The sequence below is a fragment of the Salinisphaera sp. C84B14 genome (assembly GCF_040361435.1).
Taxonomy (GTDB): domain Bacteria; phylum Pseudomonadota; class Gammaproteobacteria; order Nevskiales; family Salinisphaeraceae; genus Salinisphaera.
This window is the reverse complement of record NZ_APNL01000011.1, coordinates 93857-120156: the sequence shown is the minus strand read 5'-3', so window position 1 is coordinate 120156 and position 26300 is coordinate 93857. Positions and strand designations below refer to the sequence as shown.

The following is a 26300-nucleotide window of genomic DNA, read 5'->3' as shown; positions in this document are numbered from 1 at the left end:
GCCTGCACTCGTGTCGGGATTGGCGAATGCGTGGGGCCGACGAAGCCGACCACGCTGGGCCCGCGGCTGCTGTGCCCGTGCCCCATTGCGGTGGGGCGAACGGCCGCGAGCGAACGGCGATCGGCCGGTATGTAAATCGAACGCCCCGGCGCGACGGCCACGCGGCGACGTCGCGACGCCGGCATCGGATATGACTACTGATCCGACACCCAAACAACGGACTGCACCAGCTGTTTTCAACGCCATCGAACGAAACGCGGGCATGTGTCGGGCCTTTCCAATGGCGCCACGGCCCCCGGCCGTGGCGCGCCTGCGCTCGCAGACACGCGTTCCGAGCGGCGCCGACTAGTCCAATCCGTAGCCGACGGTCACGCCCGGGGTGGCGCAGCTATGCGCTGTCCAGCACGGCACGAACCTTGGCGGCCAGTTCGTGCCGGGTATAGGGTTTGCTCAGCAACTCGACGCCCGGATCCAGGCGCCCCTGATGCACGATGGCGTTCTCGGTATAGCCGGAGGTAAACAGAACCTTCAATCGGGGATAGCGTGCAACCGCCCGGTCGGCCAGCTGGCGGCCCGTCATACCCCCGGGCATGATGATATCGGTGAGCAGCAGATCGATATCCGGCTGGCGTTCCAGGGCGCTCAGTGCGGCCGGGCCGGACGTGCAAACCGTCACTCGATAGCCCAGCGAGCGTAGCTGGCCTTCCAGATGGGTCAGTACCAGATCGTCGTCCTCGGCAATGAGGACATGCTCGCTGCCGCCGCGATAGGACGGCTGCTTCGACGGCACGCGGCCCAGCGGCAAGGCGTCGTTCGAACGGGGGAAATAGAGCTTTACGCAGGTGCCCTCGCCCGGCTCGGAATAGATCTTGATATGCCCGCCCGACTGCTTGGTGAACCCGAACACCATGCTCAGCCCCAGGCCGCTGCCCTTGCCCACCGCCTTGGTGGTAAAAAACGGCTCGAAGGCGCGGGCCACGGTCGCTGCGTCCATGCCGCTACCTGTATCGGATACCCCGATCATCACGTAATCGCCGGGCTCGACCTCCGAATGCCGCTCGGCATAGTGTTCGTCGAGCACGCTGTTGGCGGTTTCGATGGTGAGCTTGCCGCCGTCCGGCATCGCGTCGCGCGCGTTCACCACCAGGTTCAATAACGCGGTATCCAGTTCGCTGGCATCGATTTCGGTACTGCCCAGCTGCAGATCGAGCGCGGTTTCAAGCTCGATATTCGCCGGCAAGGTCCGCCGAACGAGCGGCTGAATGGCCTGCACCCGCTCGTTGACGTCGGCCAGTTCGGGGTTCAGAGGCTGTCGGCGGGCAAACGCGAGGAGCCGATTCGTCAACTCGGCACCGCGCTGTGCCGCGGCAACCGTCATCTGCGCCATCTGGCTGAGCATCGCATCGCTTGCCTGCTCTGCCAACACTTCGGCGTTGCCGAGGATGACGGTCAGCAGATTGTTGAAATCGTGTGCAACGCCGCCGGTGAGATGGCCCACCGCTTCGAGCTTCTGCGCTTCGCGCAGGCGTGCTTCCATATCGATGCGCTCGCTGATGTCGAGCATGCTGCCGACCATGCGAATCGCCCGGCCGGCCTCGTCTCGAAGCACAAAGCCGCGATCCACGACGCTGGCGATCTGTCCATTTTTTCTGAAGAAGCGATACTCGCCGCGCCAGAGCACCGCCCCGCTGTCGATCACGTCCGCCACGCTCTGGGCGACGCGCTCACGATCCTCTTCGTGAACGCATTGCCGCCAGGATTGGCGACCGCCATCCAGCTCGTCATGGGCATAGCCGAATACTGCAGTCACCGCGTCGTTCCACCACACCTGCCCGGTGACCAGATCCCAGTCCCAGATCACGTCGTTAACCGCGCGCGAGATCAGTTCGAACCGCTCCCTGGCCTCTCGAATCTCTGCTTCCTGGGCCTTGCGTCGCGAAATATCGCGCTGCACGGCCACAAAATGGGTGCACTCGCCCGCGGCATCGAACAGCGGCGTGACCTCGACTTCCAGCCAGTACACCGTGCCGGATCGCTTTTGATCGCGTAGCTCGCAGCGAATCGGCTGGTGCCGATACAACGCCGCACGAATCCGGGCCAACTGCTGCGCATCGGGGCCCGTATCCTGCAGGAACCAGGGCCGTTGGCCCAGCACCTGCTCTTTGGCCCGGCCGGTCAAACGCTCGTAGGCATCGTTCACATAGACCACGCGCGGCTGCTGCGGGGCGTCGGCGGGCGCAGCTTCGGTGATGATCACCGTATCGTCCTGGCGCGCGAGGGCGGCTTCGATCATGCGCAGCTGATCCTGGTATTCGCGCTGTTGCGTCACGTCGCGAAGATAGACGGCCAGACCTTCCGGTATGGGGTAGGCGCTGATTTCCAGCCACTTGCCCCGCGGCGCGCAGTAGCTCTGGAAGTGAACCGTTCGCTGTCCGGCGACGGCATGGCGGTATTTCTGCTCGATAGCCTGGCCCAGCGTTTCGGGAAACTCGGCCCAGAGATTGCGGCCGAGCAGCTCGGCCGCCGGGCGTTCGAGCAGCGCACAGGCCTTGCGGTTCAGGTAGGTGAAATTCCAGTCGTGGTCGAGCGCGTAAAAAGCATCACCGATGCTCTCGAGAATATCGATCCGGGCCTTATCCGCCTTGTCGGCGCGCTGGCGGGCCTCCTGCAGGCTCGTTATGTCCTGAAATGCCCCCTGCACTGCCACCACTTGGCCGTGTTCGTCGCGCTCGGCCACGCCGAGGCTGCGCACCCAGGGTTGCCTGCCATCGGCGGTATGCAACCTGCTGACGACATCGAAACTCGTACCCTGCTGAACACAGCGTTTGAAAACGCTCTGAATCACCTCTCGATCGCCAGGGGCATAGAAACCGACCGCTTCTTCGACGGTGTGCGGCGAATAGCCCGCGGGCATGCCGTGAATTGCGGCCGTCTCCGATGTCCAGACCACGGATCGAGAATCCAGCGCCACGCGCCAGCCACCCAACTTCGCCTTTTCGCCGGCCAGGCGCAGAAGCTGCTCTGCCTGGGTGAGCTTTTCGCGGGTGCGCATCAGCGAGGTCACGTCCTGCACATAGCCGACCACGATCTCGTCATCGGCACGACGGTGGCGTTCGCCCACGGCCTTGATATGCCGCACCTCACCGCTGCGCGTACGTATCCGGTGTTCCAGCAGTATCTGTGGCGTCTGGCGGTTCAAAAACTGCAGGTAGGCCGCGCGTGCATCCGCCTGGTCGCCCGGATGCACCAGCGCAAAATAACTGTCGAGATCCGGCGCGCCCTGGCTGATGGGTAGATCGTGAATATCAAAAACCTGGGGCGACCAGCTCAAGTCGCCGGTCTTCGGCCGGTACTCCCACGTACCCAGATTGAGCATGCGCTCGGCGGCGCGCATGCGCGCTTCGTACTCCTGGAGTTTGGACAGCGCCTGGCGAAGCTCCTGCGACCTGAGCACGATATCGCGTACGGCGACCGGATCCTGTCGGATCGCGGCGTCCACGGGTCGCGTGTCCTCGCTGTAGTCGATGACGCCGGTAACATCCTCGGTTCGATGCAGGATGAACTCGATCTCGCCGTGCTCGTCGAGCACGGGGGTATTCATCGAGCTCCAGTAGCGTTCTTCGAACGTGCCCTGCGGCGAACGCAGCGGGTAGCGCTGTATACCCATGGTATCCGGCGCCTTGAGCGCCTCGACCCGCTCCAGCGACGCCAGCAGATTTCGCTCGCCGTCTGCCATCGGATCGGCCGGATCATCCGGAAAGACGTCGAATACGCGCTTGCCGACGATGTCCTGTTCGCGTTTTGCCGTCGCGGCAAGGTATTCATCGGTTGCGGTCACGATCTCGAAGCTGCGGGGTAACAGCACGAGAATCTTGCCCGGCGCGGCCTTGAACAGCCGCCTGTAAGTATCGTCGTCCGGCTGCATCATCCGTCTTGCCGCCCGCAGGTTGCCTGCCAGAGCGCGGCGGCCTGATGACTCATGGGTTTGGCGATGAAGTAGCCCTGGGCCTGATCGCAGCCGGCCCGATACAACAGCTCCAATGCCTGGCTGCCCTCGACCCCTTCGGCTACCACGTTCAGGCCAAGCGAATGGCCAAGACCGATCACAGCGCTGACGATCTTCATCGACTCCTCGGACGTCGCCAGGCTTTTCACGAACATGCGATCGATCTTGAGTTCGGAAAACGGCAGCCGCGCCAGCTGCACCATCGATGAATAGCCCACGCCAAAGTCATCGATCGACAGTTCGAAACCCCGAATACGGAACTGGGTCAGATTTTCGAGCAGCACCAGCGGGTTGTTCAGGCTAGCTGTCTCCGTAATCTCGAGGATCACCTGCGACGGCGCGATGCCCTGCGCCTTGCATTCCTCGAATAGCCAGCGCGGGAAGCCCTCGTCGCCAAGATTGAGCGGCGACAGATTGAGCGCGTACTTCAACGGCTTGCCACCGATATCGCGCGGACGCCAGGTCAAAGCGTAGCGATAGACCTGCCGGGTCAGCTCGTGTATCTGGCCGGTCTGCTCGGCAGAGCCGATGAATACATCGGGCGCTATCAAGTCGCGCTTGTTCGTCTGCCAGCGGGCAAGACATTCGAAGCCGACCAGGGCGCCCGTAGCGAGCGATATCTTCGGCTGATAATGGGCGACGAACGCCTCGGCGGCGAGCGCATCGGCAAGCTCGGCCCTGGACACGCTTCGAATCGAACGTTCGGGAAGAAACCCGACGTTCTCCGGCGCCCTCGACTCGACCGCGATCAGCAGCGATTTAAGGTCGGCATACGAAAACGGCTTGGCCAGCGTGCCAGTGAGCCACAGGCCATTTTCGACCGCCGCACGTGCCGCGGATTCGAGAATCCGCCCACCCAGGCCCGAAACGATAATCAGGCCGGCGCCACAATCCAGCTTTGCCAGGCGATGGATGACGTCGATGCCGTCACCGTCGCCAAGCTGCAGATCGACCACCACATGCGTCGGTGCGGTGGTTTGCAGCCGCTCGATGAACACGTCGATGCTGTCGGTGTAGTCCGTTTCATAGCCGGCGTTGCGGGCCATCATGCAGATGGTGGCGCCCACATCGCGCTCGTCGTCCAGCACCAACAGCCGTTTGGGCCGCCCCCGTTGTTCGATCATGCCACTCCAAGCACTTGCTGAGTCCGAAACGCACCGTTCGGCAGCACGTTCTCACAGGGCCGTCGCCGGCAGTCAGCCGAGCCTGCTATCCGCGCCCTGCTGTTATATATAATTTTTACTGTCGCCCTATTCCTATCCGAAATTTCACTTAAATAGCAGTCACCTTTCGTCTCATTTGAAGCAATGAGCGCGTCGGGCGTTTATTTTTTTATCTTTGACTGCTGAATACTGCAACTATCATCCGCACGGCCATTCAGGCGGATAACGGGCACCCCTACAACGCGCCATCAAGTCGGGCGCTGCCGATCAAGCGTACTCTCTTCGGCCCAAGGTCGGCCCGCGTGGCAAAAAACAAATCTGCGGCCGCTCGCCACCGCGAGGCTCGGCCTTTCCGGCCCTCGCTTGTGTGCGCGCCTGAGCGCAGCCGGCTCACGCGAACGCGGATCTACCGATCGCATATCGCCGCTTTGCAGAACCTGCCGCACGCGGCAGCAATCCACTTGCGACACATCGGCCGCGTCGTCGTTCTGTCACGTCGCACGGCTAGCGTGGAGTGCACTGAACTTGGTTCGCACTACGGGGGCTGTCATGGATCGTCGTCGTTTTCTTTCGACTCTATCGGCCGCGGGCGCGGTTGGCTGGAGCCTGACCGCCACCCAGGGCTGGGCGCGGGCGCTGGGCGGCGTATTCGAAAGCCCTGTGCCGTTCATCGATTCTGCGGACGTCGGCCCGCAGGGCCAGGCCTTCGTTGTCGATGACGCCGCCACGGCACGGCATCAGACCATGTGGTATCCGCAGAGCGTCGCCTCGGGCGACCCGAAGGAACAAGGCATCGTGCTTTGGACCCGCCTCGCGCCCGAAAGCGATGCCGCAGCCGGGGACGCGATCGTGGCCTGGCAGATCGCCAGGGACGAGGGGTTTGGCGATGTCGTACTCGCCGGCGCCGCAGGCGCGAACCCGGCGGACGACTTCACCGTCAAGCTCGCCATCGCCCATTCGGCGCTGAGCGGTTTCAAAACGTATTACTACCGTTTCATCGTCCAGGGTGTGGCCAGCCGCACCGGGCGCTTCAAGACGCTGCCGTCCGCGAACGCCAACCTCGAACGGCTGCGACTGGGCTATATCACCTGTCAGGACTACGGCTTCGGTTTCTACAACGCCCTTGCCCGCCTCGCCGAGGAAGACGTGGACTACGTCATCCACCTGGGCGACTACATCTACGAAACCGTCGAAGCCGGTTTTCAGCAGGGCGGCGCGCGCCCGATTGGCCCGCTGCCTTCCGGCAACCCCACGCCGGCCGACATCGATGACTATCGTTACCTGTATCGCAGTTATCGCAGCGATGCCGAGCTGCAGCGTCTGCACGAGCGCTTTGCCATGATCGCCATCTGGGACGATCACGAATTCGGTAACGATTGTCACGGCAACGTGCCCCCGGATACCGACACCGGTGCGACCACGCCGCGACCGGCCCTGCGCCAGGCCGCCAATCGTGCCTGGAGCGAGTACATTCCGGCGAATACCGCCTTCGACGCCGACCGGCCTTGGAACGAATCGATCCAGATCTATCGCAGCTTTCGCTTCGGCCAACTCGCCGAGCTGATCGCCACCGACGAACGCCTGTATCGCGACGGCCCGCCCTGTGGCACCGACACCGTCGGCGAGCGCTACGCCACGCTCGGCTGCCGTGCCCGCGAAGACGCTGACCGCACCATGCTCGGCCACAGGCAGCGCGATTGGTTTATCGACGCGGTGACCCGCTCCCCCGCCCGCTGGAAACTCTGGGCCAACGAAGTGATGCTCATGCAGCTCAAGGTAGGCGAGCTATTCGTCAACCTCGACCAGTGGGACGGCTACCCCGCCGAGCGCCGGCATATCCTGTCGACCCTGCGCGACGCCGGCACCACCAACCTGGTTGCCCTGACCGGCGATCTGCACACATTCACAGCCGGCTATCTCAAGACCGATTTCGACGACTTCTTCGAATACCCGGTGGGCGTCGAGCTGATGGTGGGCTCGGTGACCTCCGCCAACCTCGACGACCAGATTCGCGCCGGGCTGAACCTGCCGAGCGCGCCCATGCCGGCCGACCGGCTTGGCCTGCGTGCCAACAAACTCGAACCCGCGGTGCGCCTGGCCAACCCCCATATCCGCTACTGGAACTCGGCCGCCCATGGCTATGCCGTGCTCGAGATGAGCGAAGCCGCCCTGACCTGCCGCTATATGGCTGTCGATACCATCGCCGCCCCCGACCCGGGCGTGCGCGAGCTGGCGACTTTCCGGGTATTGAACAACGTGCCCTGGCTCTGGAAAACCTGACGGCGGCCGGCTCATTCGACGTAAAAATGTAGGCGGAGCCTCAACTCGAAGCGCCCATGTGCCCTGCCCAACGTCGAATAAGGGCAACCCGGCCGAAACCTGGAAAGCCATTACAGGTGCAAAGTTACGTCAGGCGTGGCCGCAGCGTTCGACCCCGTTCGCATCGACCGCACCCGCATTCGATCATGGTAGATCGTAATGCGCGAAAGCCCTCGCGACCTTCCCCGACGGCGAAAAATGAAACACTTCGGCAGACAACCCAAGCACGCCCTGATAGACCAGCGTCACGCTGTCCGCGCCCCGGAGCACATGCAACAGCTCGAACCGAAGACCGGGAAACTTTTCCAGCGCGCCCGCCCAGTATTCCCCAACCGCCGCCTTGCCCTTGAGCCTGCCCGACGCCTCGCCGGTCAAGCGACTGATCGCAGGCGACGTCATTTCGAAATCCTCTTCGTAATGGGCCAGAATCCCGCCCAGGTCATGGGCATTCCATGCCGCCACCCACTCATGCGCGAACGCCAGCGCTTGGTCTTTATCCATAATCCATACCCTTTATTCAGAATGGCGATGACGAATTCGGGCGCCATGCTATATCTCGCCGCCGCTCATCGGTTGCGATAGATCATGGCGCGGGCATGGACCACCCCGTCAGACGTGAAAACAATCACCGCCACAAACACCTGCCCAACTCCACAACGGCCCCGGCATACGCAGCCAATCAACAGGCAAAGCACTATCCGTATCGTCGGGTGTCTTGGCCAGGACCTGGTAACGAACATACCGTGGTCCGCGATACGATCGCCCCATGCAATACCTTGTCGCACTTCGCTCTACCGGTTCCCGGACCAGGCGTTCTGACCGTGAGTGCGGGCCGGTGTATGGGTCGAACTACCGTCGGGCCAGACCGCTGGCCGGCAAGCTCGTCGGGACGGTGATATGTCCGTTCCTTATGCTCTGTCTATTATCCGTCGGCCTCATCTTCAGCGCCGAGGCGGCCGAGAGAGACGGCTGCCAGCGCGAATCATTCGCGCACAGCGCTTATGTCGTCTGCACCTTCGATCCGGCGTCTAGCGATCTACGCCTGTTCTGGCACGACGCGCACGGCGAACCGTATCGCCAATTCGACCGCCTCGCCGACGAAATACAGGCCCGAGGCGATACGCTGCAATTCGCCCTGAATGCCGGCATGTACACCACCGACTTCGTGCCCGTAGGGCTGTATATCGAGAACGGGGAAACCCTGCGCCCGTTGAACACCCGCAGCATCGATGCGATGCCCGCCCGGGTGCCCAACTTCTACAAGCAACCCAACGGCGTGTTCTATCTTGCGAACGGCCGCGCGGGCATTCTCCCCACCTCGGCCTATGCAGACGCCGACCTGTCGCCTCGCTTCGCCACCCAGTCCGGGCCCATGCTCGTCATCGATAACGTGCTGCACCCCGCACTGATCGAAGGTTCCACCTCGGTCACACGCCGCAGCGGCGTGGGCGTGTGCAAAAACGGCGCTGTGCGGTTCGCCATCAGTGAAAGCAGCGTGAACTTCCACGAATTCGCCCGGCTGTTCCGGGATCGGCTCGACTGCCCCAATGCCCTGTTCCTCGACGGCGGACGCGGCGCCGGCATATACAGCCCCGCCCTCAACCGATATGACGCCTCCTGGCACGGGGGCTACGGACCGATGTTTGGTGTTGTCGCATCAGGCAACAGCGAACCAGGCTCACCGTAAGCGCAGTCCGCGGCGAAGGTCATTCACGCGGCCCACGAGTCGGTGCCCATGTCAGCGCCAGTATCACGAACGAAACTTCCAATACGACGGGTACCGCGACGCTCGATCGCCGCCAAGACGCGCTCGCGCTAGCCAATCACCATTTCATCATCGGCATTGGATTCAGGGGATGCCTGACAAACCATTTCCCGGCAGCCTTGACGAGCATCCGGTGGAATCCTGCGTTCGGGTAGGTCTGCATGACGTCGCGGACCACCCGTCTAGGCAGGCCAAACCGAACGATTCCCTTCGAGAAATCCACCAGATCGCCTTTCCTGAACAGTTCGACCAGCGGCGTTAGCCCGTGCGTGATCTCGCGAACGCGATGGTGCTCGAGAATCATTTCGGTGATTTCCGGCCCCCAATCAGATAGACCGTGCGCATCGAGGTAGCTGAGCGCCGGCGGTACGGACGGCTCCAGGTAGTCGAGCGTATCGGCGGTCCAAATGCCGATATCGTGAAAGCAAGCCGCGATCTCGATCCGGCGTTGCGCCTGCGGGCTGCAAGGCTTGAGCATGAGGCAGAACGTGGCCATCCGAACCACATGATTCCGATAGCCCTCGTAATCTCGACCGATAGTCGCCTGCCAGGGTTCGAGAATGCCGTCTATGTGCTGCGTATCGGCCTGTACTTCCACGATGACGCCCCCTGGGTGATGACCAACGTCCAAACCGCGATTGGTGGTCGCGCTACGGACATCCTTCGGTCAGTCTACTGCAGCGGTGCGGGAAATTGGCTCTCAAGGGTCGTCATGACAGCAAGGAGCGCCACGATGTTTGTAGTGTCCTCGATCCCCGAAACGCCTAACGAAGCCCCGCCCAGAACGGCCTTATCGCGATTGGAACCTGAAGCGACCCGCTTACTGGCAGCTATCGCCGGACATAATCTTGCTGACGATAATCCTATTAGAGCCGTCTAAGGACCCTCTAATAACAACCATGAAATGGTCCTGTTCGTCTTCGAGTTCCGCTATCGCCCGGGCCTCGCAAAACGTAGCCGTCAAAACGCCATCCAGCTCCGCACTATAAGCGCGCGCTTGCTCGACGGAATCAAGCGGTTCCGTTGACCGAAAGCTCGCGTAGGATTTTTCATTCTCAAAGTCTTGGGACTCGAACTCGATCTCGTCCCGTTGCGAAAGCAGGCTCGAACAGAACACCTCACCGAACTGATATTCCTTGTAATCGGCCACTTTCATAGCGACAAAGGACGCGATACCCGTGAGCACCAGCCAACCCATTCTGGCAGTCCGAGGCGTTAGGAAGCGTTTGAGGCGACTCTTACCCTCGCCGGTCAAAAAACGCACAACCTCCCCGGCTCCCGTCCTTTGTCAGCCGAGCGCCTTGACCTGCTTCCCACTTCGCCCCGCGCCGACATCGGAATTGTAGAAAACGACGCGGTTTCGACCGGATCTCTTGGCGTCGTAGAGTGCGGCGTCGGCCTCCTTGAGCAGGTCGTTAAGTTCTTCGAGTTGGGCATACCGTTGGGAGGCGACACCGAAGCTTGCGGTATAGCGAATGGGTCGGTCGCCGTAATGAACCTCCGAGGCTTCGATCGCATGCCGCAATCGCTCGGCGATGGCTCGCGCCGTTTCCGGGCCGGTCGCCGGTAGCATTACCGAAAACTCCTCACCCCCGTAGCGGCCTACTTCGTCGTATTCACGAACGTTGTTCTTCAGGATCCGCGATACGTCGACGAGCGTGGCATCGCCGGCCGCATGACCGAGGGTGTCGTTGATCTGTTTGAAATAGTCCAGGTCGATCATCACACAGCTTATCCACGGACGGGATTCATCTATAAAACGCTTGCCGCGGGCGATTTCTTTGCTGGCCTGGTCGATGAACGTGCTGCGGTTGGTTAACTGGGTCAGCCCATCCGTCTTGGACATGTTCTTGAATAATTCCTCACGGATCACCCAACGCTTGATCGCCGACGTGACCAGATAGACCAGCGCAAAGAGCACGCCGGCCAGAAAAATTTCGGCGAAGAACCAGCCCATGAACGGCGCGCCCGCCGGAGTGTGTACGGACTGGCTGAACAGCGGGGCATAGGTCGTCCAGCCCAGCAGGTTCACACCGGTCATGACAATCAACACAGCGCCGACTTGCCAGTACGCAACGCGGATTTTGTCGACATCGGAAAGCGCGCTGGTGATATTGACCCCGAGAAAAAGCAGCAGCAATGCGTGCGATAGATAGGTTCCGGTTAGATAACCGGTCAGCAGCACGACCACGATAAAGCCGTAGATGACGACGTATTCAAAGCTGTGCCATTCGTCGACTTGGCGGCGCAGAAAGAACGCGCTGGTGATAAGGCTGCCAAACACCACGCTGAACAGAGCATAGAAAGCCAGGAGCGCGATCGCCACGTCGACGTGCAGGAATTCCGGCGCTATCACCAGGGTCCCCAGCAGATAGCCCCCCAAGCACAGCGGGGCGAGCATCACGAGCACCGCCAGCAGTATGTGCCGATCGATCGCACGCCAGTCCATCGGGTTGGTCAGCGTTAACCCGTGCCGATCGAGAATACGCCAGGGCCACTCCTGATGACGCGCCATACCTGTCCTTTGTCTTGTTTCCCGTTGCAGCGCGAGTTGTTAGCGGGCGATAAGCGCCGCCCGTGTATCGTAGCGGCGCCTCGATACGCGCCATATCCGACGGGCCGGGCTTGTAAACGCACGCCGCCGAAGTCGCAACCGCAATCAAGTTATCGGCAGCGCAAACGCATTTATTAGAGGAGATAACCGGCGCAGACCCGGTGTCTACCCCGCCCCTTCGCCCGTTCAGGCTATGGAGAAGGCCGGTGCTCTTGAAAGCTGATCAACGATAGCGCGTGGGCAGGCAAACGGGCACAGACCACGGCTGCGATCAACGCCCTGGCTTTGACTAGCGAACCCGATCTTTCAATTGAGGCCGATCGTACCGTCCGACGAACGCAAAGCTTCGAGCTTTAGCGCCATGTGTATTTCCATTACGCGTCCGTCGGTATCCCAGGCTCCGAGAAGATTCGTAATGTTTTCCAGGCGGTTATGTATCGTGTTGACGTGCAGATCAAGGCGTTGAGCGGTCGCTTTCGCGTTCTGCCGATTCTCGAGGAACGTGAGTAGCGTGCTCGCGAGCCTGGCTTTTTTGGCGCGATCGTGAGCGAGAAGCGGACCGATTGTCGATTCGATCATTTGCTCGATACGCTGGGGACTCGTCTGCTCGAATAAAGTCGAGTAGACCGTCAACTCCGACTCGTAGAAAACCCGGTTTTCACGCTGCAGTTTCCTCAGCAATGAGTTCGCGCGCCTCGCGCGGCTGAACTGGGTCGGGAGCATGGACGGGTCGTGCATCACAAACGATAAGCATGCCGTGCCAGCGGCCTTGCAGGTCTGGAAGATAACTTTTTCGATCTCCAGGCGAACCGCTTCGGCATCGGTTGCATTCACAAGAATGACGATTTGGTCATCGATTTCCGTCACGAGCAGCGCTTTCCAGCGCAAGCGGTCCTGAAGCCCCTTGAGCGCATGCGCGATCTTCGATCGCTCCAGCGCAGCGACCGCCAGCATCATGGGCTCGTCCGGGTTGAAGCCGTGCTGTCTGGCGCGCTGCAACAGGTCTTTTCGGCTGTTCTGTTCGAAATCGACCAGCGCTCTTACGGTCAGGTTGATGTCGTCGCGATTCGTTGCGAACCGGCGCTCTTCCAGCAGTTTGAGTACGGCGACGACGTTTGCACATCGTTCGAAGATTCGAACTTGATGATCCGCCAAAGGCGTCGACGTGCGTATAACGAGGTGGCCCAGATAATCGTCGCCGCTCGATACGGCCATGAGGCGCTCGTTCGGATTCGCGTGAACCACGAGCGATCGACCCGTGGAGCGACTCTCTTCCGACTCCGCGTACAGCCCGCCGACCTCACGTGGACGTGCGGCATCGCGGCCATCAGGCTCAGCGAGGACATCACCGTCTGGCGGCTGCAGCGCGCTGGCCACGATCTTCCCCGCCGGGTCGAAAAACGTCACGGCACCGGAGAGTATCTGTGCCATATGCTCAAGCAACTGCTGAAGATCGACACCGTCCGCAAGCTGCCTGGATAGCAATTCGTGCGCCGCGTTGGTCTGCTCCAGCGCCCGAATGCGATATTCCAGCTCTGCATTCGCGCGTAACTCCGACTGCAGCGCGGCCGATTTCTGATCGTTGTTGCGCGCATTCTGAATAGCGACGCCGGCATGCGCGGCCAGGGTTGCCAGTGTCGAGACCTCCCAAGCATGGTGAATACGATGACTCCGATCGCCAATAATGAGCACGCCGATGACTCGATTATCGGTGACGATCGGTACACCAATCAGGGAACGCAGCTTTTCAAGGCGAATGCGGTAGTCGACGAACTCCGTATGTTCGATGCGATCGTCGCTCAGGTAATCCTGAGTCGAAAACGGCGTGCGGTGCCGTGCAACATAACCGGAAATACCGTAGCCGATCGGACATTCCATCTCGCGGATCGCAGCGGTCGTGGCGCCGTCGATGGCGATTACCTTGGCCTGGCCATCTTCTTCGCCGGCCAGCCATGCAAGATCGCTACCCAGAAGCTTGCGGCTACGCTCGACGATGTTGAACAGGACATCGTCCAGGCAGTCCAGAGCGGTCAGCGTCTGCGCTATTTCGAAAACCGAGCGCAGCGCGCGGTCACGCTGCTGGTACTGTGCAAGCCGGCGGCAGAGCGCAATGGCCTGCTTGGCGGCATTCACCAGCCCCTGTTTCGACGCGTCATCCACCTGCGACGTTTCGATCTCCAAAAGCAGCGCGGTGAGCGTACCCAGATCAGCGCCCTGCTCAAGCTCGGAGAACAGTCTTTGATAGGTTTGTTCTACGGAATGCTCACTGCTTATGACGTTCATGGATATTAACAGGCGGTGCCCGATACAAACACGGCAGCACCGCGGGCGGCCAAGGCGAGCGGCCGCACCTCAGGCAAGCCGCAGCCATGGCAACGCCGCCGCCCATGCGGCCGCATGAGCTTGGCGGCGTTGCCGCCGCAGGCCGAGCGCATCTCTCGACGCGCCCGGGACGATCGAAGCAGAACCTTGCAGGCCCTGCTCGACCTGCTCATCAGTTCGGTGCTCACTCGTGCAGTACCCCAGGCAACCAAAGCGCAATTTGCGGAAAGACCGCGATCAGCACGAGACCCGCGATGATGACGGCGACGTACGGGCCCACGGACTTGTAAATATCGCCCATGGAGATCTCCGGCGGCGCAGCGCCTTTCAGGTAGAAGAGATTGAACCCGAACGGCGGCGTCATGTAGCCGACTTCCATCATGATGACGAACAGGATGCCGAACCACACCGGGTCGAACCCGTACTGGCTGACGATCGGGCTAAAGACCGGCAGCGTGATCAACATGATGCCGATTGGGTCGAGGACCATCCCGAGCAGAAAAACGATCGTGAGCATGACAACGAGCGCGCCGACAGCACCACCGGGAATATTGGCGACAAGATCCATGATGAAGCTTTGCGCGCCCATGGCGTTGTAGGCGGTGCTGAACACCTGTGCGCCGATCATGATCCACATGATCATGCCGGATATAGCGAGCGTCTTGAGCAGCGCCTGCCGCAGCATCGATATTGAAAACGAGCCGTGGACGAGCGCCGCGATCAATGCGCCCAGTACCCCGATCGCGGCGCCTTCGGTGGGTGTCGCGATGCCGCTCAGAATGGAACCGAGCACCATCATCACGATACCCATTGGCAACAGCACGGCTCGCAGAGCGCGGAACTTTTCGTTCCAGTCCCCCTTCTCGTGGTCGGGTAGCGCCGGTGCCAGCTCAGGCTGCAGCCAGCACCGCAAAAGGATATAAAGCGACACCAGTGTGGCCAGCAGAATGCCGGGCATGATGCCCGCGGCGAACAACGCCCCCACCGACGTGCCGGTATTCAGCGCGTAGATGATCATGACCACGCTGGGCGGGATCAGAATGCCAAGACCGCCCCCGGCGTTGATCGACCCCAGCGCAAGTTTCTTGTCGTAGCCGCGATCCAGCATCGCCGGTAGCGCCACGGCTGCCATCGACACGACGGCCGCTCCACTGATGCCCACCATGGCGGCAAAGATCGTACAGATCACCACGGTACCGACCGCCAGCCCACCGCGAACATTGCCAATCCACAGATGCATCATCCGATACAGGGCATCTGCGATGCCGGTGCGCTCCAGAATAAGCGCCATCAGAATGAAAAGCGGGATAGAAACAAGCGTGAAGCTGTTCATCGTCGACCACACGCGGCCGCCGATCAGAAAGAAGCCGTCGATACCCCAGGTGCAGTAGAGAAATACCGACGACACCCCGCCCAGCACGAACGCAAGCGGTGCCCCCAGAAAAACGAACAGGAACAACGAGCCGAAGAAAAGTAACGTAAGCAGTTCGGTACTCATGGCGCACTCCGCTCGTCGCTACGCGCTGGCGCCGGAGAACTGCAAACGAGAATCTCGATGTCGCGGATCAGTTTGGCCACGCCCTGAAGCAGCAGCAGGCCGGCACCCACAGGGATCGCGACCTTCAGCGGCCATATCGGCGGGTCCCAGGCAGAGTGCGAGCTTTCCCAGCGGCTTACCGCGCCTTCGGCAACGTTCCAGCCCTCTTTGAGAAGAACCAATACGAACGCGAAAAACAGCAGTGACGTTGCGATGTCGGCGATAGCCTTCCCTTTCGCCGAAAATCTTGAATAGATCACGTCCACGCGGACATGACTGTCGTGAAAAAGCAGATATCCGCCGGAGAGAATCACATAAAGCGCAAAGACCATCTGAGCCAGCTCGGAGGCCCAGATCGTTGGCGCGGCAAAAACATATCGAGCGACCACCTCGATAACCAAGAGCAAGAACATCACCATTGGCAGATAACAGATCAGCCAACGGCCGATTCGATCATTCATCCAGGATATGGCCGTCGCGCACCCGGCTAGAAACTTCATGGTCTCCTCCCACGAGGACAACGCCCGCCGGCTCGTAGCACGAAGCGGGCGTTACGCTCGTCTGACCGTCATTGGAAAAGAGCGGGCTGTGCCAGCACAGCCCGCCGGATAGCGGCTAGCGTTCGTCGCGTTCTTCTATGAAACGCTCGAGAAGCCGAACCGCCTCGGCCGTGTTTTCGCTACGCTTGGCTTCCTGGCTGCGCAGCGTGGCGCTCGCTTGCTTCATCTTGTCCTGAACGTCCTGGGGCAACTCGACCACCTGAACGTTTTCGGTCTCTTGCAGCTTGGCCTTGATGGCTTCTTCCTGCTGCGCATATTCCTTGGTTCGCGAGTAGAACCGTTCTTCGATCGTGTCGACCAGAATCTTCTGCACGTCATCCGGCAAGGCTTCGAAGGCGTCCTTGTTGATGATCCAGGCTTCCGGATTGCCGATGCCCAGTGGCGGCGTCATCTGATACTTGGCGGTTTCATAGAGGCTGAGCGAGTTTGCTTCTTGCATGGCGCCCCAATGCGCTCCGTCCACCACGCCGGTGGACAGCGCCTGATAGATTTCCGGCCCCGGAATATAGGTCGTGGCGGGGCCGACTTCCGACAGGAACGTCTGCAACAGCCCGGCGCTACGAATCTTGAGCTGACTGAATTCGGCAAGCGAATCGACCGGTTTTTTAAGAATCAAACTGGTCGGATACAGCTTCTCCGTGAAATACATCACGTTGTGTTCTGCGGCTTCTTCCTTGAGCAGCTCTTCGAAGCCGTCCTCCATCCAGAAGTGGACGGCCTCGTCGGTGCTGCGAAAAACACCGGGCACGGTGAAGGCCAGCCCGGCGGTCGGCACGTAATCCATGATGTAGCCCGTCGAGGTATACCCCATCGGGATGATGCCGCGGCTTACGGCCGGAAAAATCTCGGTCGCGCCCATCAACGAGTCGGCGGGGTGAAGTTCCAGCTTCAAGCGACCGTCTGTTCTTTCTTCAAGCGCTTCAGCCATGCCGACGAAGCTGTCCTGGTAAGAACCACTGCCCGCAGGCTGGTGCGTCTGAATTCGCCAGGTTGTCGTGGTCTGCGCCTCGGCCGGCTGCGGGAGCCCGGCTGTTCCCAACAACATGCCTAACGCCGCTGCGCATACCGCGGGAAATGCTGTTTTCTTAGCTATAGTCATCTTGGTTCTCCTCTTTGTATCTCTCGATCATCAGTTTCTTTGTCGAGCTTTGTTGTGTTTATCGCCTATGGGATACGGCCGAACGGCATCCACGCGCCGTCGGCGTCGCACGGTCTCCGCGCGGGGTCTGGATAAGGGATCAGCTCAGCCGAAGCTCGATGTTTACCGGCAACTCCGCACATCGCTGACGCAGTATCGATTGCCAATCACAGAGGTCGTTGTCGTTGTCCGAGCGAATCGTCAAGGCAAACTTGTCTGCCCCCTGTTCCTCGACTTCGATTGCAATTGCGTCGTTCGGCTTGTTCAGGTCGTCGACCAGCATGTGCAGCTTGTTGCGGATCGCCAGACTGCGAAGCGCGGGCTTGTAGATCTTGCCGACGCCAGTAACCGGTATCTCGTCCAGAACGAAGATATGGCGCGGTCGCGCCGGCGGTTCGTGGATATTCGATCGCAGGTAGGCCTCGAGGTCTTCCAGATCAATTGATTTGCCGGGAATGGCCGACACGTAAAGAACGGGTATCTCGCCTGCGTACTCGTCCGGCATCGCAACCGCGGCACTCAAGGCCACGGACTGGTGCCGGTTCGCGACTTCTTCGATCGACGCCGGATCGATATTGTGGCCGCTGCGGATAATCAAATCCTTCTGCCGCCCGGTGATGAACAGATAACCGTTTTCGTCGAGATAACCCAGGTCGCCGGTGATGATCGCGCCATCCGGCGTGAACGCAGAGCGGGTGTGCTGCTCGGCCAGATAGCCTTTCACGACCTGCGGCCCCGTGACGGTGACCAATCCAACCTCGCCCTTCTCGCATTCATCGTTCAAGGCGTCCGCGGGGCCCGGCTTCATGATCCTGATCCTGGAAAACGGGCATCGCAGTCCGGAACCGCCTCGAACTTTCCAGCCATGCAGTGGCGTGGTCGCAATCGCGGCATTCGTTTCCGTCATGCCGTATTGCTCGAGTATCGGTACGCAGGTATGGGCCTCGAACCGGTCTGCAACCGCACGCGGTATCGCCGCCCCACCCGATAGCATGTAGCGCAGCGTGCTGATATCTGAACCGGCCAACGGCACGTTCGTCATCGCTCCGATGGCTGTCGGTACCGCGCCCAGAACTGTCGCACCGAAATATTCGACGAGTTTCCAGATGTTCAGCACCACGCCACGGTCTCTGAAGCCATTGGCTGTGAGGATCACGGCGTGCCCGCCCGCGGCCATCAACGTCAGCCCCATGGTCGCAGTGCCACCGACATGAAAGAACGGAAATCCGTTCAAACAGGTATCCGTCTCACAAAGATCGAACACCTGAGCGAAAGACCATGCGCCGTGAATCTGGCTTTCGTGGCTCTGGGGTACCAGCTTGGGAATGCCCGTCGTCCCGCCGGTATGGAACAACGCTGCGATCTCCGTGCTGTCCGGCAGGGTGTCGCGCAATAGCTCATCGCCGCTCTGGTCTTCAAGAAGGCGGCCATAACTGCGGCAGCGCGGGTCCGCATTCTCGTGTATCTCGCCCAGTACCAGAATGGTTTCAAGGCAGGCGCACTCCTGGGCCAGATGTTCCACCTTCGCCCATATCTCAGGATCCCGATCGGGACCTGGACACACCAGCACTTTAGCGTCTTCGGATGTCAGCAATGCCGCGATAACGTTCGCCGCCAACAGGTAATTGATACAACTCGCCGTCCCCGCGATCTGTGCACCCCATATGGCGGTAGGCACCTCGGGATGCGTTCGCGACAGGATCGAAACCACGTCGCCGGCAACAACACCCAGCGCGGTATACAAGTTCGCCGTGCGGGTGAGCTCATGCAACAGCGACCGATGGGTATAGGCAGTCGACGGCCCGTCTGGCTCAGGCGTATGCAATATGGTCAGCGCGGGGCGATCGCCGTGCAGCGCGGCCGTGGTCTCGAACAACTCATAGGTATTGCGTGCCGGTATCAGCTCGGAGCGCTCGTGCCGCTCCAACGCTTCGATATCCGCCTCTGTACGAATGATCCCGGCGGATCGCGTCGTTCGATCTCTAATCATGTTGTCCAACGGGCTGACACAGTCACGACGGCTCAGAGCCGGCAACCGGAAAAGCCCATCTCCTCTTGTTCTTGTGATGACGGAACAGCCGCTGTACGAGGCTTGAACAGCCTCGCCATCGGCGTTTCAACCAAGTCTCAAGCAACGAGGAGGGACGAACAATGGGCGCGATCCACAAGAACACGCCAACATGCTGTGACTAAGTAACAGCCAGATCTTTTGCGCCGCGATCTACCCCCTACTGTGATCGATCCACACCAACGCCGTATGAGCGAGATGCTTTTGCTGCGGTATTCGATGGGGGATGGCAATCGCCAGAAAGTACGCGGCGTGGGGTCAACGCTTTTCCGGTCTTCACTCGATAACCGGCTGGCGACGCGCCCAAAGGTCAAAATAGATCGCTCTATGCACAAGAGACGACCTGATCGGAGGTGGGTGGCGCCCGCCGCGTACAGCTACGCCTCGGGCACCGCCCTCACAAGCCGTGTTCTAGATAACGCCCACAAACGAGAGGACCGCAATCACAACGACCACGAGACCGACGAGATAGATAACCTGATTCATTACAACTCCCTGATGTATTTGATGTAGTCCAGGAAATACTATCACCAGCAGAGCTTCATCACGATGATTGACGAGTTCGCAAAGAGGGCTTCTACGCCGGAACGCAACAATGGCGGCAAGTGTTCGGTTGAACGGCAAGCTGGACGAACAGTCAGCAAGACCGCCAGTCGCCATGCACAAGCCATGACGCGAACCCCCATGCTCCGATACAAGCAGTGAGCGGATGAAGGCATATGCGCCTAGATTGATGGTTGCCCTACTAGCCGTTCCAGTCTTCGGGCTGGCGAGTACTGAGGCGTCCCTATCTTTGTACAAGCGACCCATCCTATAGGATCACGCCTTACATCACATACAAGATATCGCAAGAACTGCGTCGACGCCCTGTGCGCATAGCACGCTATTTTGAAATCCGGAAGAGCGGGCCGAAACCAATATCGCCTGTCGGCTCATACATGGACCAGTGTGCATTACCGGACTCGTGAAACAGGATATAAGTCGTCGCCGACTCGCCCGTATTGTCGACATTCGAATTCCCACAGTCCATACCGCCGTGGTCGACGAGAATCGTGTCGATAAGCTTGTAGCGCCCGGCATCGTTTGGCTGCGAAGCGATCTCGTATTCGCCCAGGGTGACTTCCTTACCGCTGATCACCGCCATCGTGCCATCGCCGTAATAGCGATACACCTCCGTACAGCGGTTACTCTGGCGCGTCCACGCCCATGTTCCGACGATGAGATCGCTCCCGACCGGCGCCATGTCGCCCGGCGAAGTTGCGCCCGAATCGGGCGTCGCGTTAGAAGCGCCACCTAAGACTAAAAGGCTCGCAATGACAAAAACTCGCAGAAAATCCATGCTATCCCCCAATAGAAACCCACAGAACCCGGCAAAACACACTCGCTTTTTTAGTATGCCCATCTGACGGAGCAGGCGCATTAATCCGCGTAGTACTCAAGTCCGGACAATGCCGCTGGTTGCGGTGGAAATCCCTACACAGATTCGGCAATCCACGCTGCCGGCCCAGCTACTACTGAGTTCCGTGTCCGTCTGCGGACACCTAAACTCTGCTGCCATTTGACTATTAATCGAAATCAGACCGCCTTGCGCCCTGACACGCCGGTCGCAGACCCAACCGCCGGGATATGTAACTGCCTACTGATGCACAGCAGAAGGGGCGCTTCCACCTCTTGCCCGTAGCGGCCATGAGTAACAAAAAATGGCGATTTACTGGTTGACAGCGGCCGTGTTTGTCACCGCCATTTCAGCCTGAAAGTTCAGGAAGGAAAGAAATATCGACGTAGTATTTCTCGGGATTATTCCTTTCTATTAGAACCGTTACCTCATCACCACTGATGTAATCACTCGGATCAAAGCATATATTCTCGCTGGAAAACACGTGTACTTTCGATGTCGCCGGGTTTTGCCACTGAGATACGATTTGATACGGGTTCCGGCCATTGGCCTGAAGTGACGTATTGATAGCGACACTTGTGACTTCTGCCTTGATAGGCACCCCGTTTTTCTTTAAAAACTCTATCTTTTTACGCTTCCGACGCGCCAGGAGCATGATCGAAAACCCGATGATGGAAAATACAGAACCTAGCAATCCAAAAATGGTTGCAGCGCCCCACAACGAGAAAAAACTATTTATTTCTGCCTGTGCAGGAGACGACGCTTGATACACGACGTCAACAGATTCGCCGGGCGTGTAGCTTGGCGGATTACTCCCGGACGATGACGCAAACTCAATACTCAAACCCTCTCGTGTTGTGAATTCAACGACGGGTCTATATGTGATCGAGTCACTTGATCTTGATCGAACGAGTTCAACGACTTTTCCCTGAGTGGTTAGCGCATCGCTCAAGAACACTCGTGTACTGTTGAACGAATAAAAACCACCGATCAACATACCAAGACCGGCGACTGTAAAAGTATATTTTACGATCGAAAGTACTCTCATATTCCTGCTACACGCTCTAGGAGCAAACACACGGAGGACGCGAAGTATAGCCGACGATCTCCGCCATATCCGGACACAATTTCCGATACTCATAGGCCGAATATTTAATTTTCCACTCCCCGAATGGATTAAGGCCCGTCTTTTTAGAACGTCACAGAAGCTGGACAACGACCGGCCCGGCCCGTGGAGATAGAGAAGCGCGATGCGTGCGAAGCCACACGACAGAGATAAATACACTGTCGTCTGAATAGGTCGCCTGAATGCCGAATACACCTGTTTCCGCCCACCGCTTCGGGCTCAACGCTCCCGCCCCGGCAGCCCGCCCCTATTGCCGACAGCCACCTTGCCGCCTCGCTGCGCCATACATTGAACGTCGATATCACCGCATGCTAGCGTGCATAGCGACTACACCTAGGGTTCCGCGCCCTATTCGGCGGACTGGACCGAGCGGTGTCACGGCGCCGCGGTGCCGACAACTGACGGGATAAAAGCCTGGAGGTCTCATACACGGTCGACGCGTACGTGCCGGCCCAAGAGACTTTCCTGCATGACGCTTCTAGCCCTTGCCCTCATTCTCGTTGCCGCGTTCCTGCACGCCGGCTGGAATTTCCTCGCCAAGCAAAGCAGCGGCGGCGCAATCTTCGTATGGCTGTTCGCCGCTTGTGCCAGCCTCATCTATGCGCCGTTCGTCGCGGCGCTGGCTCTGGCCTACCCGCCGGATCTCGACGTCGCGGCCTGGTGGTGTGTAGCTGGCACATCGCTTTTGCATATGGGCTATTTCCTGCCACTGCAGCGCGGCTACCGGAGCGGCGATCTGTCCGTGGTGTACCCATTGGCACGCGGCACCGGCCCGTTGCTCACGATGCTGCTGGCAGTTGTTGTGCTGGAAGAACGGCCGACCGGACTAGGCTTGCTGGGGTCCGGCCTGATCGTGGCTAGCGTATTCATCCTGGCCGGCGGCCCACGCAACGTTGCGCGACGACCGTCGGCGGCCGCTATCGGCTACGGGCTGCTTACCGGCGTGCTGATCGCCAGCTACACGCTGCTCGACAAATACGCGGTCGGCATGCTGCTGGTCCCACCCTTGCTCTACGACTGGCTCGGCAATCTCGGCCGCATGTTGCTCATCACTCCATACGCGCTGCGGCGCCGCGACGAGATCACGGCCGAATGGAAAGCCAACCGCGGCGCAATCCTCGGCGTCGCGATCATGAGCCCGCTAGCCTATATTCTCGTACTGACGGCCATGACGTGCACGCCCGTGAGCTATGTCGCACCGGCAAGAGAAGTCAGTATCTTGATCGGCGTTGCAGTCGGCTCGCGTCTACTCGACGAAGGCCAGCTGCGCAGCCGGCTGATCGCAGCCGCCGGGATGGTCTGTGGCATCACTGCGTTGGTGCTCGGCTGATAAGGCGCGCACCGTGTAGATGCTTAACGCACCTTATATCCGGAAGCGTACATTTGATTACAGCTTCCGCGATGCGATCAGACCAACGTTCGTCGGCCAATAGGCTGAATTAAATATACTGTCCCCGGATCACCGTTAGAGACTCGCTAGAAAAGTCGAGCGGCGCTTTCAAAGCTGACCTATTCGAGACGTCGTAAGCTACTTCTGGTGCAAACAGAGCGAATTCGATTGCCAAAATATTTTTCAGCGACCGCATTCTGAGGTTTGGCGCTGGGATCGCATTCGTTATAAGCCAAGCGGCCGAAAATGCCGCAGAGCCAATCCGCACACTGCACCGTCTGGTAAAGATGGCTTTCGACTTGCATGGGTGGCTCAATAAGGTTGTACCTCGAATTAGAGCCAAACATTTCTATCGAAGCGGTCTCTACGATTTGGGCGCGCATGACGTTTTTTTCTTGCTCATCGAGCAATAGCAAAAACTTTGCTTGTTTCGCATCGCATTCCTGATCGATGCGCTTAATCGCTTCGCGCAAAACCGAGCGATAGAGTTGTTTCGAATCGTGCCTTTGCTCGTCTCGACGCTTTTCTATACCCACGTAAATCGCAAAACCATCTATCTTGTGGATTTGGTTAATGAGGCGGTTTGTAGCCTGTCTGAGTTCGCGGTACTTCTCGATGTTCCGTGTCGTATAAAGCGAGGAACCCTTCTTCTCCCATTTGGCGGGATGGTCGCCACTTTGTTTGAGCTCAAAATCCAGTAGACGATTTTTAAGCTGGAAGAAAAAAGTTGAGAACCGACGGACTTCCGAGTAGGGCAGAACCAACCCTCCAAGCCCAAAGACCGGATGCGTGTTGTGTCTTGGGTGGTCGTGGTCTACGTATGGGCCTACGTGACCAAATTCATCAAGGTACGCTACATAAAGCATAGAAATGCTTACCCCAGAAACACGAAAGCCCGGCCATAAATGCCGGGCTTCGGAAATGGCGCAACACATACACGAAGCATGTTTTGCTACCGGTGCTTATATTGCCCTAGCTACATGCTCACGTCAATTATTATCTCTAACGCCGTAGCTCAGTTGTGGCCGCGCTAGCGGCCATCAACTGCAGCGCTTTGTTGGGTTGCTCCCAGTTCAAGGATTTTTCGCTGAAGCCCTGGCTCAATTCGAGCTTTGAAGGTCTTTCCGACCGACGTGTGGACCTGAAGCCAAGTTAGCCGAACTCGCACACTTGGATTAGGAGCTAAAAAGTCTTTATAGAACCTCCTCGCCCAGTCTTTGCCGTCGAACAGAGGTCTTAAGTAGTGAGCCTCTTCGCCATCACTAAGTTTTGTTGGGATCGTGCTCGAGAGTCGTATTGGCTCGATAGTTTGGATGCCGAATTGCTTTCTTAGCACCCCTATCTTCCACCCGATGTTTGTTACTTGCACATCTCTTAAGCCAACATTGGTAACACCGATAACTAGATAATCTTGATTCTGAGGATTTGGTACACCCTGTTGAACAAGCAAACGGTGACCGGCGAAAATTTTAAGGCGTGGGCTCTTGTCCCGGCGCGCTAAATGCAGCGATACCACGACTGCGGATATTGTCCCAAACGCAGAAAACCAATCTGCAAATGAGTTAATTAAAGTCCAATTCAACTGACCCCCTTGTCTTTTCTACCCAACGCCGAAGCTCAGTTGCCGCCGGAGCAGGCGAAGCCTGCGGAGGGAACCTGAAGCGCGGCAGCGCTTTGGGCGGTCAGCTGCAGCGCTCTGTTAGGCATAATTAAGAAATTCTGCGTCGATTAACGAGCCATCGAACCAGGCGTTGCGTTGCTTTCTTGCCAAGCCATGCATCGGATTCGGTTTTTCGACATAGGTCCATTCTATGACTTCAGTCTTTTGATGGCCGCTGTAAGGCGTCCAGATACCTCCTTCCAGCCCCATCCACGTAAATTGACATGGCATATGTCGATACAGACCAGCCGTATCTACAACTAAACACAAATGCGTGAAGGATTTGTTCGTGCTTTCGCCGGGCAAACCGTCTTTATCCCAGACGAACCACCGGTACCGTTGTTTCCGGAGCTGAAATAGTTTCCTGCCTCTTAGCCAGTCTTTTTCGGCGGTTGAATATGGCGGGAATGGACACGACGACTCTTCGCCTAGGCGTGCCGCCGAATCAAATCCAGACTCGAAGGCACTAGGTTCGTTATGAGGCTCAATCTGGCGTTCGAATTTAACCTCTTTATTCCCAAGAAATACGTGTAAACACATGTCAACGATCCCTTTGCCTAACACCGCCAGCACGCGCGGCTTTGTAGTGGAGGCGAAGCCGCAACGAAAAAGACGTCGCTGTGCCTGGCCTTGTTATGCCCGCTATCTGATTCTACTGTGTGGCACACCGATGCTGTCCGCTACTTTCTTTAATGTGACTTGTTCAAGACGCTCGATAAGATCGTTAGCATGTTTGAATCTGTCTTCTCGCCACAACTCAATTTTCAATACCATGGGATCTGACTGATCGTCGATAGGCTGTAGTTGAAGATCATCAATTAGTTTTTGCTCCCTTCGCTCTCCACCGAAAGGACGATAAAGCATATAGTCCCTGCCGACGGAAACATGAGCATGTGCAATCATGTTTCTGAGGTGGTAAAGCTCCTCAACGTCCTTTTTCTCGTCATCCGTAAGAATATCCGAGAACGATTCCTTGAATTCATTCTTTACTGGACCGAACTGCTTTTCCCAATAAGAAACCCTGATGCTATGGAACTCTGGAGGGACTCGCGCCGGGTTCTTCACGAAGTCAGAAATCAAATTTGGATTGTTCTTAAATATAATCAGATCCGACATTTGGCCCTGTAGCCATGCGGTGAACATAAAAATGATACCAGCATTAACCATGTTCTTTTCAGGTGTTTCCATATGCACCCCGTAAGGCATAACGCCGAAGCTCAGTTGCCGCCGGAGCAGCCGTAGGCTGCGGAGGGAACCCGAAGCGCGGCAGCGTTTTGGGCGGTCAACTGCAGCGTT

21 protein-coding genes are annotated in these 26300 nt (G+C 58.8%); 4 read left to right on the top strand and 17 right to left on the bottom strand.

Annotated features, from left to right (window positions below; all coding sequences use genetic code 11):
• Positions 1 to 388: 388 nt before the first annotated feature.
• Positions 389 to 3925: a PAS domain S-box protein gene (locus tag C84B14_RS11295; RefSeq protein ID WP_353224150.1), complete on the bottom strand. Its 3537-nt coding sequence runs from the start codon at positions 3923 to 3925 to the stop codon at positions 389 to 391.
• Positions 3925 to 5130: an EAL domain-containing response regulator gene (locus C84B14_RS11290; RefSeq protein WP_353224148.1), complete on the bottom strand. Its 1206-nt coding sequence runs from the start codon at positions 5128 to 5130 to the stop codon at positions 3925 to 3927. Before C84B14_RS11290 ends, C84B14_RS11295 begins: the two co-directional genes overlap by 1 nt.
• Before the next feature lie 588 nt (positions 5131 to 5718).
• Between C84B14_RS11290 and C84B14_RS11285 the strand changes: the two genes are divergently transcribed.
• Positions 5719 to 7449 (top strand): alkaline phosphatase D family protein, encoded by a 1731-nt coding sequence (locus C84B14_RS11285; RefSeq protein ID WP_353224146.1) that lies wholly within the window; start codon positions 5719 to 5721, stop codon positions 7447 to 7449.
• 183 nt (positions 7450 to 7632) lie between these two features.
• On the opposite strand, the gene C84B14_RS11280 is transcribed toward C84B14_RS11285, so the two are convergent.
• Complete coding sequence (locus tag C84B14_RS11280) at positions 7633 to 7989, bottom strand: nuclear transport factor 2 family protein (protein WP_353224144.1); 357 nt, start codon at positions 7987 to 7989, stop codon at positions 7633 to 7635.
• A 409-nt stretch (positions 7990 to 8398) separates the two neighbouring features.
• Here C84B14_RS11280 and C84B14_RS11275 point away from each other — a divergent pair, with 409 nt between their 5' ends.
• Positions 8399 to 9175: a phosphodiester glycosidase family protein gene (locus C84B14_RS11275; RefSeq protein WP_353224142.1), complete on the top strand. Its 777-nt coding sequence runs from the start codon at positions 8399 to 8401 to the stop codon at positions 9173 to 9175.
• Between the two features lie 136 nt (positions 9176 to 9311).
• Here the strand turns inward: C84B14_RS11275 and C84B14_RS11270 are convergent, their stop codons facing one another.
• The 8 genes from C84B14_RS11270 to C84B14_RS11235 form a co-directional block, all read right to left on the bottom strand.
• Positions 9312 to 9851 carry a hypothetical protein gene (locus C84B14_RS11270; protein ID WP_353224140.1) on the bottom strand — a complete coding sequence of 180 codons (540 nt, stop codon included), beginning with the start codon at positions 9849 to 9851 and terminating at the stop codon, positions 9312 to 9314.
• A 222-nt stretch (positions 9852 to 10073) separates the two neighbouring features.
• Positions 10074 to 10451, bottom strand: coding sequence for a hypothetical protein (locus C84B14_RS11265; protein WP_353224138.1), 378 nt, complete (start codon positions 10449 to 10451; stop codon positions 10074 to 10076).
• A gap of 90 nt (positions 10452 to 10541) precedes the next feature.
• Positions 10542 to 11702 (bottom strand): GGDEF domain-containing protein, encoded by a 1161-nt coding sequence (locus C84B14_RS11260; RefSeq protein ID WP_353224136.1) that lies wholly within the window; start codon positions 11700 to 11702, stop codon positions 10542 to 10544.
• Between the two features lie 411 nt (positions 11703 to 12113).
• Positions 12114 to 14090 (bottom strand): helix-turn-helix domain-containing protein, encoded by a 1977-nt coding sequence (locus tag C84B14_RS11255; protein ID WP_353224135.1) that lies wholly within the window; start codon positions 14088 to 14090, stop codon positions 12114 to 12116.
• Between the two features lie 223 nt (positions 14091 to 14313).
• Positions 14314 to 15627 carry a TRAP transporter large permease gene (locus C84B14_RS11250; protein ID WP_353224133.1) on the bottom strand — a complete coding sequence of 438 codons (1314 nt, stop codon included), beginning with the start codon at positions 15625 to 15627 and terminating at the stop codon, positions 14314 to 14316.
• Positions 15624 to 16166 carry a TRAP transporter small permease subunit gene (locus C84B14_RS11245; protein WP_353224131.1) on the bottom strand — a complete coding sequence of 181 codons (543 nt, stop codon included), beginning with the start codon at positions 16164 to 16166 and terminating at the stop codon, positions 15624 to 15626. Before C84B14_RS11245 ends, C84B14_RS11250 begins: the two co-directional genes overlap by 4 nt.
• 115 nt (positions 16167 to 16281) lie before the next feature.
• On the bottom strand, positions 16282 to 17271 hold the full coding sequence (gene dctP, locus C84B14_RS11240; RefSeq protein ID WP_353224129.1) for a TRAP transporter substrate-binding protein DctP: 990 nt from the start codon (positions 17269 to 17271) through the stop codon (positions 16282 to 16284).
• A 193-nt stretch (positions 17272 to 17464) separates the two neighbouring features.
• Positions 17465 to 19354, bottom strand: coding sequence for an AMP-binding protein (locus tag C84B14_RS11235; RefSeq protein WP_353224180.1), 1890 nt, complete (start codon positions 19352 to 19354; stop codon positions 17465 to 17467).
• A 267-nt stretch (positions 19355 to 19621) separates the two neighbouring features.
• On the opposite strand from C84B14_RS11235, the gene C84B14_RS11230 reads away from it, so the two are divergent.
• The gene (locus tag C84B14_RS11230) at positions 19622 to 19945 is read left to right on the top strand and encodes a hypothetical protein (protein ID WP_353224127.1); all 324 of its coding nucleotides are present in this window, start codon (positions 19622 to 19624) and stop codon (positions 19943 to 19945) included.
• A gap of 370 nt (positions 19946 to 20315) precedes the next feature.
• Here C84B14_RS11230 and C84B14_RS11225 read toward each other — a convergent pair whose 3' ends face one another.
• Together C84B14_RS11225 and C84B14_RS11220 are read right to left on the bottom strand one after the other, a co-directional pair.
• Positions 20316 to 20771, bottom strand: a complete 456-nt coding sequence (locus C84B14_RS11225; RefSeq protein WP_353224126.1) for a hypothetical protein — start codon at positions 20769 to 20771, stop codon at positions 20316 to 20318.
• A gap of 406 nt (positions 20772 to 21177) precedes the next feature.
• Positions 21178 to 21825 (bottom strand): DUF3592 domain-containing protein, encoded by a 648-nt coding sequence (locus C84B14_RS11220; protein WP_502949905.1) that lies wholly within the window; start codon positions 21823 to 21825, stop codon positions 21178 to 21180.
• Between the two features lie 517 nt (positions 21826 to 22342).
• On the opposite strand from C84B14_RS11220, the gene C84B14_RS11215 reads away from it, so the two are divergent.
• A complete protein-coding gene (locus C84B14_RS11215; protein WP_353224122.1) occupies positions 22343 to 23284 on the top strand; it encodes an EamA family transporter in 942 nt (313 codons plus the stop codon).
• A gap of 179 nt (positions 23285 to 23463) precedes the next feature.
• Here C84B14_RS11215 and C84B14_RS11210 read toward each other — a convergent pair whose 3' ends face one another.
• The 4 genes from C84B14_RS11210 to C84B14_RS11195 form a co-directional block, all read right to left on the bottom strand.
• Positions 23464 to 24210 carry a DUF3800 domain-containing protein gene (locus tag C84B14_RS11210; RefSeq protein WP_353224120.1) on the bottom strand — a complete coding sequence of 249 codons (747 nt, stop codon included), beginning with the start codon at positions 24208 to 24210 and terminating at the stop codon, positions 23464 to 23466.
• 164 nt (positions 24211 to 24374) lie between these two features.
• Entirely contained in the window at positions 24375 to 24926 is a 552-nt protein-coding gene (locus tag C84B14_RS11205) for a hypothetical protein (protein WP_353224118.1), read from the bottom strand.
• A gap of 117 nt (positions 24927 to 25043) precedes the next feature.
• Positions 25044 to 25577, bottom strand: coding sequence for a hypothetical protein (locus C84B14_RS11200; RefSeq protein ID WP_353224116.1), 534 nt, complete (start codon positions 25575 to 25577; stop codon positions 25044 to 25046).
• Between the two features lie 69 nt (positions 25578 to 25646).
• A complete protein-coding gene (locus tag C84B14_RS11195; RefSeq protein ID WP_353224114.1) occupies positions 25647 to 26192 on the bottom strand; it encodes a hypothetical protein in 546 nt (181 codons plus the stop codon).
• Positions 26193 to 26300 lie beyond the last annotated feature (108 nt).

What these genes read in the sequence shown, in the direction of transcription:
- C84B14_RS11295 (WP_353224150.1), bottom strand. Translation starts at nt 3,925, where the DNA reads ATGCAGCCGGACGACGATACTTACAGGCGGCTGTTCAAGGCCGCGCCG.
- C84B14_RS11290 (WP_353224148.1), bottom strand. Translation starts at nt 5,130, where the DNA reads ATGATCGAACAACGGGGGCGGCCCAAACGGCTGTTGGTGCTGGACGAC.
- C84B14_RS11285 (WP_353224146.1), top strand. Translation starts at nt 5,719, where the DNA reads ATGGATCGTCGTCGTTTTCTTTCGACTCTATCGGCCGCGGGCGCGGTT.
- C84B14_RS11280 (WP_353224144.1), bottom strand. Translation starts at nt 7,989, where the DNA reads ATGGATAAAGACCAAGCGCTGGCGTTCGCGCATGAGTGGGTGGCGGCA.
- C84B14_RS11275 (WP_353224142.1), top strand. Translation starts at nt 8,399, where the DNA reads ATGCTCTGTCTATTATCCGTCGGCCTCATCTTCAGCGCCGAGGCGGCC.
- C84B14_RS11265 (WP_353224138.1), bottom strand. Translation starts at nt 10,451, where the DNA reads ATGGGTTGGCTGGTGCTCACGGGTATCGCGTCCTTTGTCGCTATGAAA.
- C84B14_RS11260 (WP_353224136.1), bottom strand. Translation starts at nt 11,702, where the DNA reads ATGGACTGGCGTGCGATCGATCGGCACATACTGCTGGCGGTGCTCGTG.
- C84B14_RS11255 (WP_353224135.1), bottom strand. Translation starts at nt 14,090, where the DNA reads ATGAACGTCATAAGCAGTGAGCATTCCGTAGAACAAACCTATCAAAGA.
- C84B14_RS11250 (WP_353224133.1), bottom strand. Translation starts at nt 15,627, where the DNA reads ATGAGTACCGAACTGCTTACGTTACTTTTCTTCGGCTCGTTGTTCCTG.
- C84B14_RS11245 (WP_353224131.1), bottom strand. Translation starts at nt 16,166, where the DNA reads ATGAAGTTTCTAGCCGGGTGCGCGACGGCCATATCCTGGATGAATGAT.
- dctP (WP_353224129.1), bottom strand. Translation starts at nt 17,271, where the DNA reads ATGTTGTTGGGAACAGCCGGGCTCCCGCAGCCGGCCGAGGCGCAGACC.
- C84B14_RS11235 (WP_353224180.1), bottom strand. Translation starts at nt 19,354, where the DNA reads ATGATTAGAGATCGAACGACGCGATCCGCCGGGATCATTCGTACAGAG.
- C84B14_RS11230 (WP_353224127.1), top strand. Translation starts at nt 19,622, where the DNA reads ATGAGCGAGATGCTTTTGCTGCGGTATTCGATGGGGGATGGCAATCGC.
- C84B14_RS11225 (WP_353224126.1), bottom strand. Translation starts at nt 20,771, where the DNA reads ATGGATTTTCTGCGAGTTTTTGTCATTGCGAGCCTTTTAGTCTTAGGT.
- C84B14_RS11220 (WP_502949905.1), bottom strand. Translation starts at nt 21,825, where the DNA reads ATGTTGATCGGTGGTTTTTATTCGTTCAACAGTACACGAGTGTTCTTG.
- C84B14_RS11210 (WP_353224120.1), bottom strand. Translation starts at nt 24,210, where the DNA reads ATGCTTTATGTAGCGTACCTTGATGAATTTGGTCACGTAGGCCCATAC.
- C84B14_RS11195 (WP_353224114.1), bottom strand. Translation starts at nt 26,192, where the DNA reads ATGGAAACACCTGAAAAGAACATGGTTAATGCTGGTATCATTTTTATG.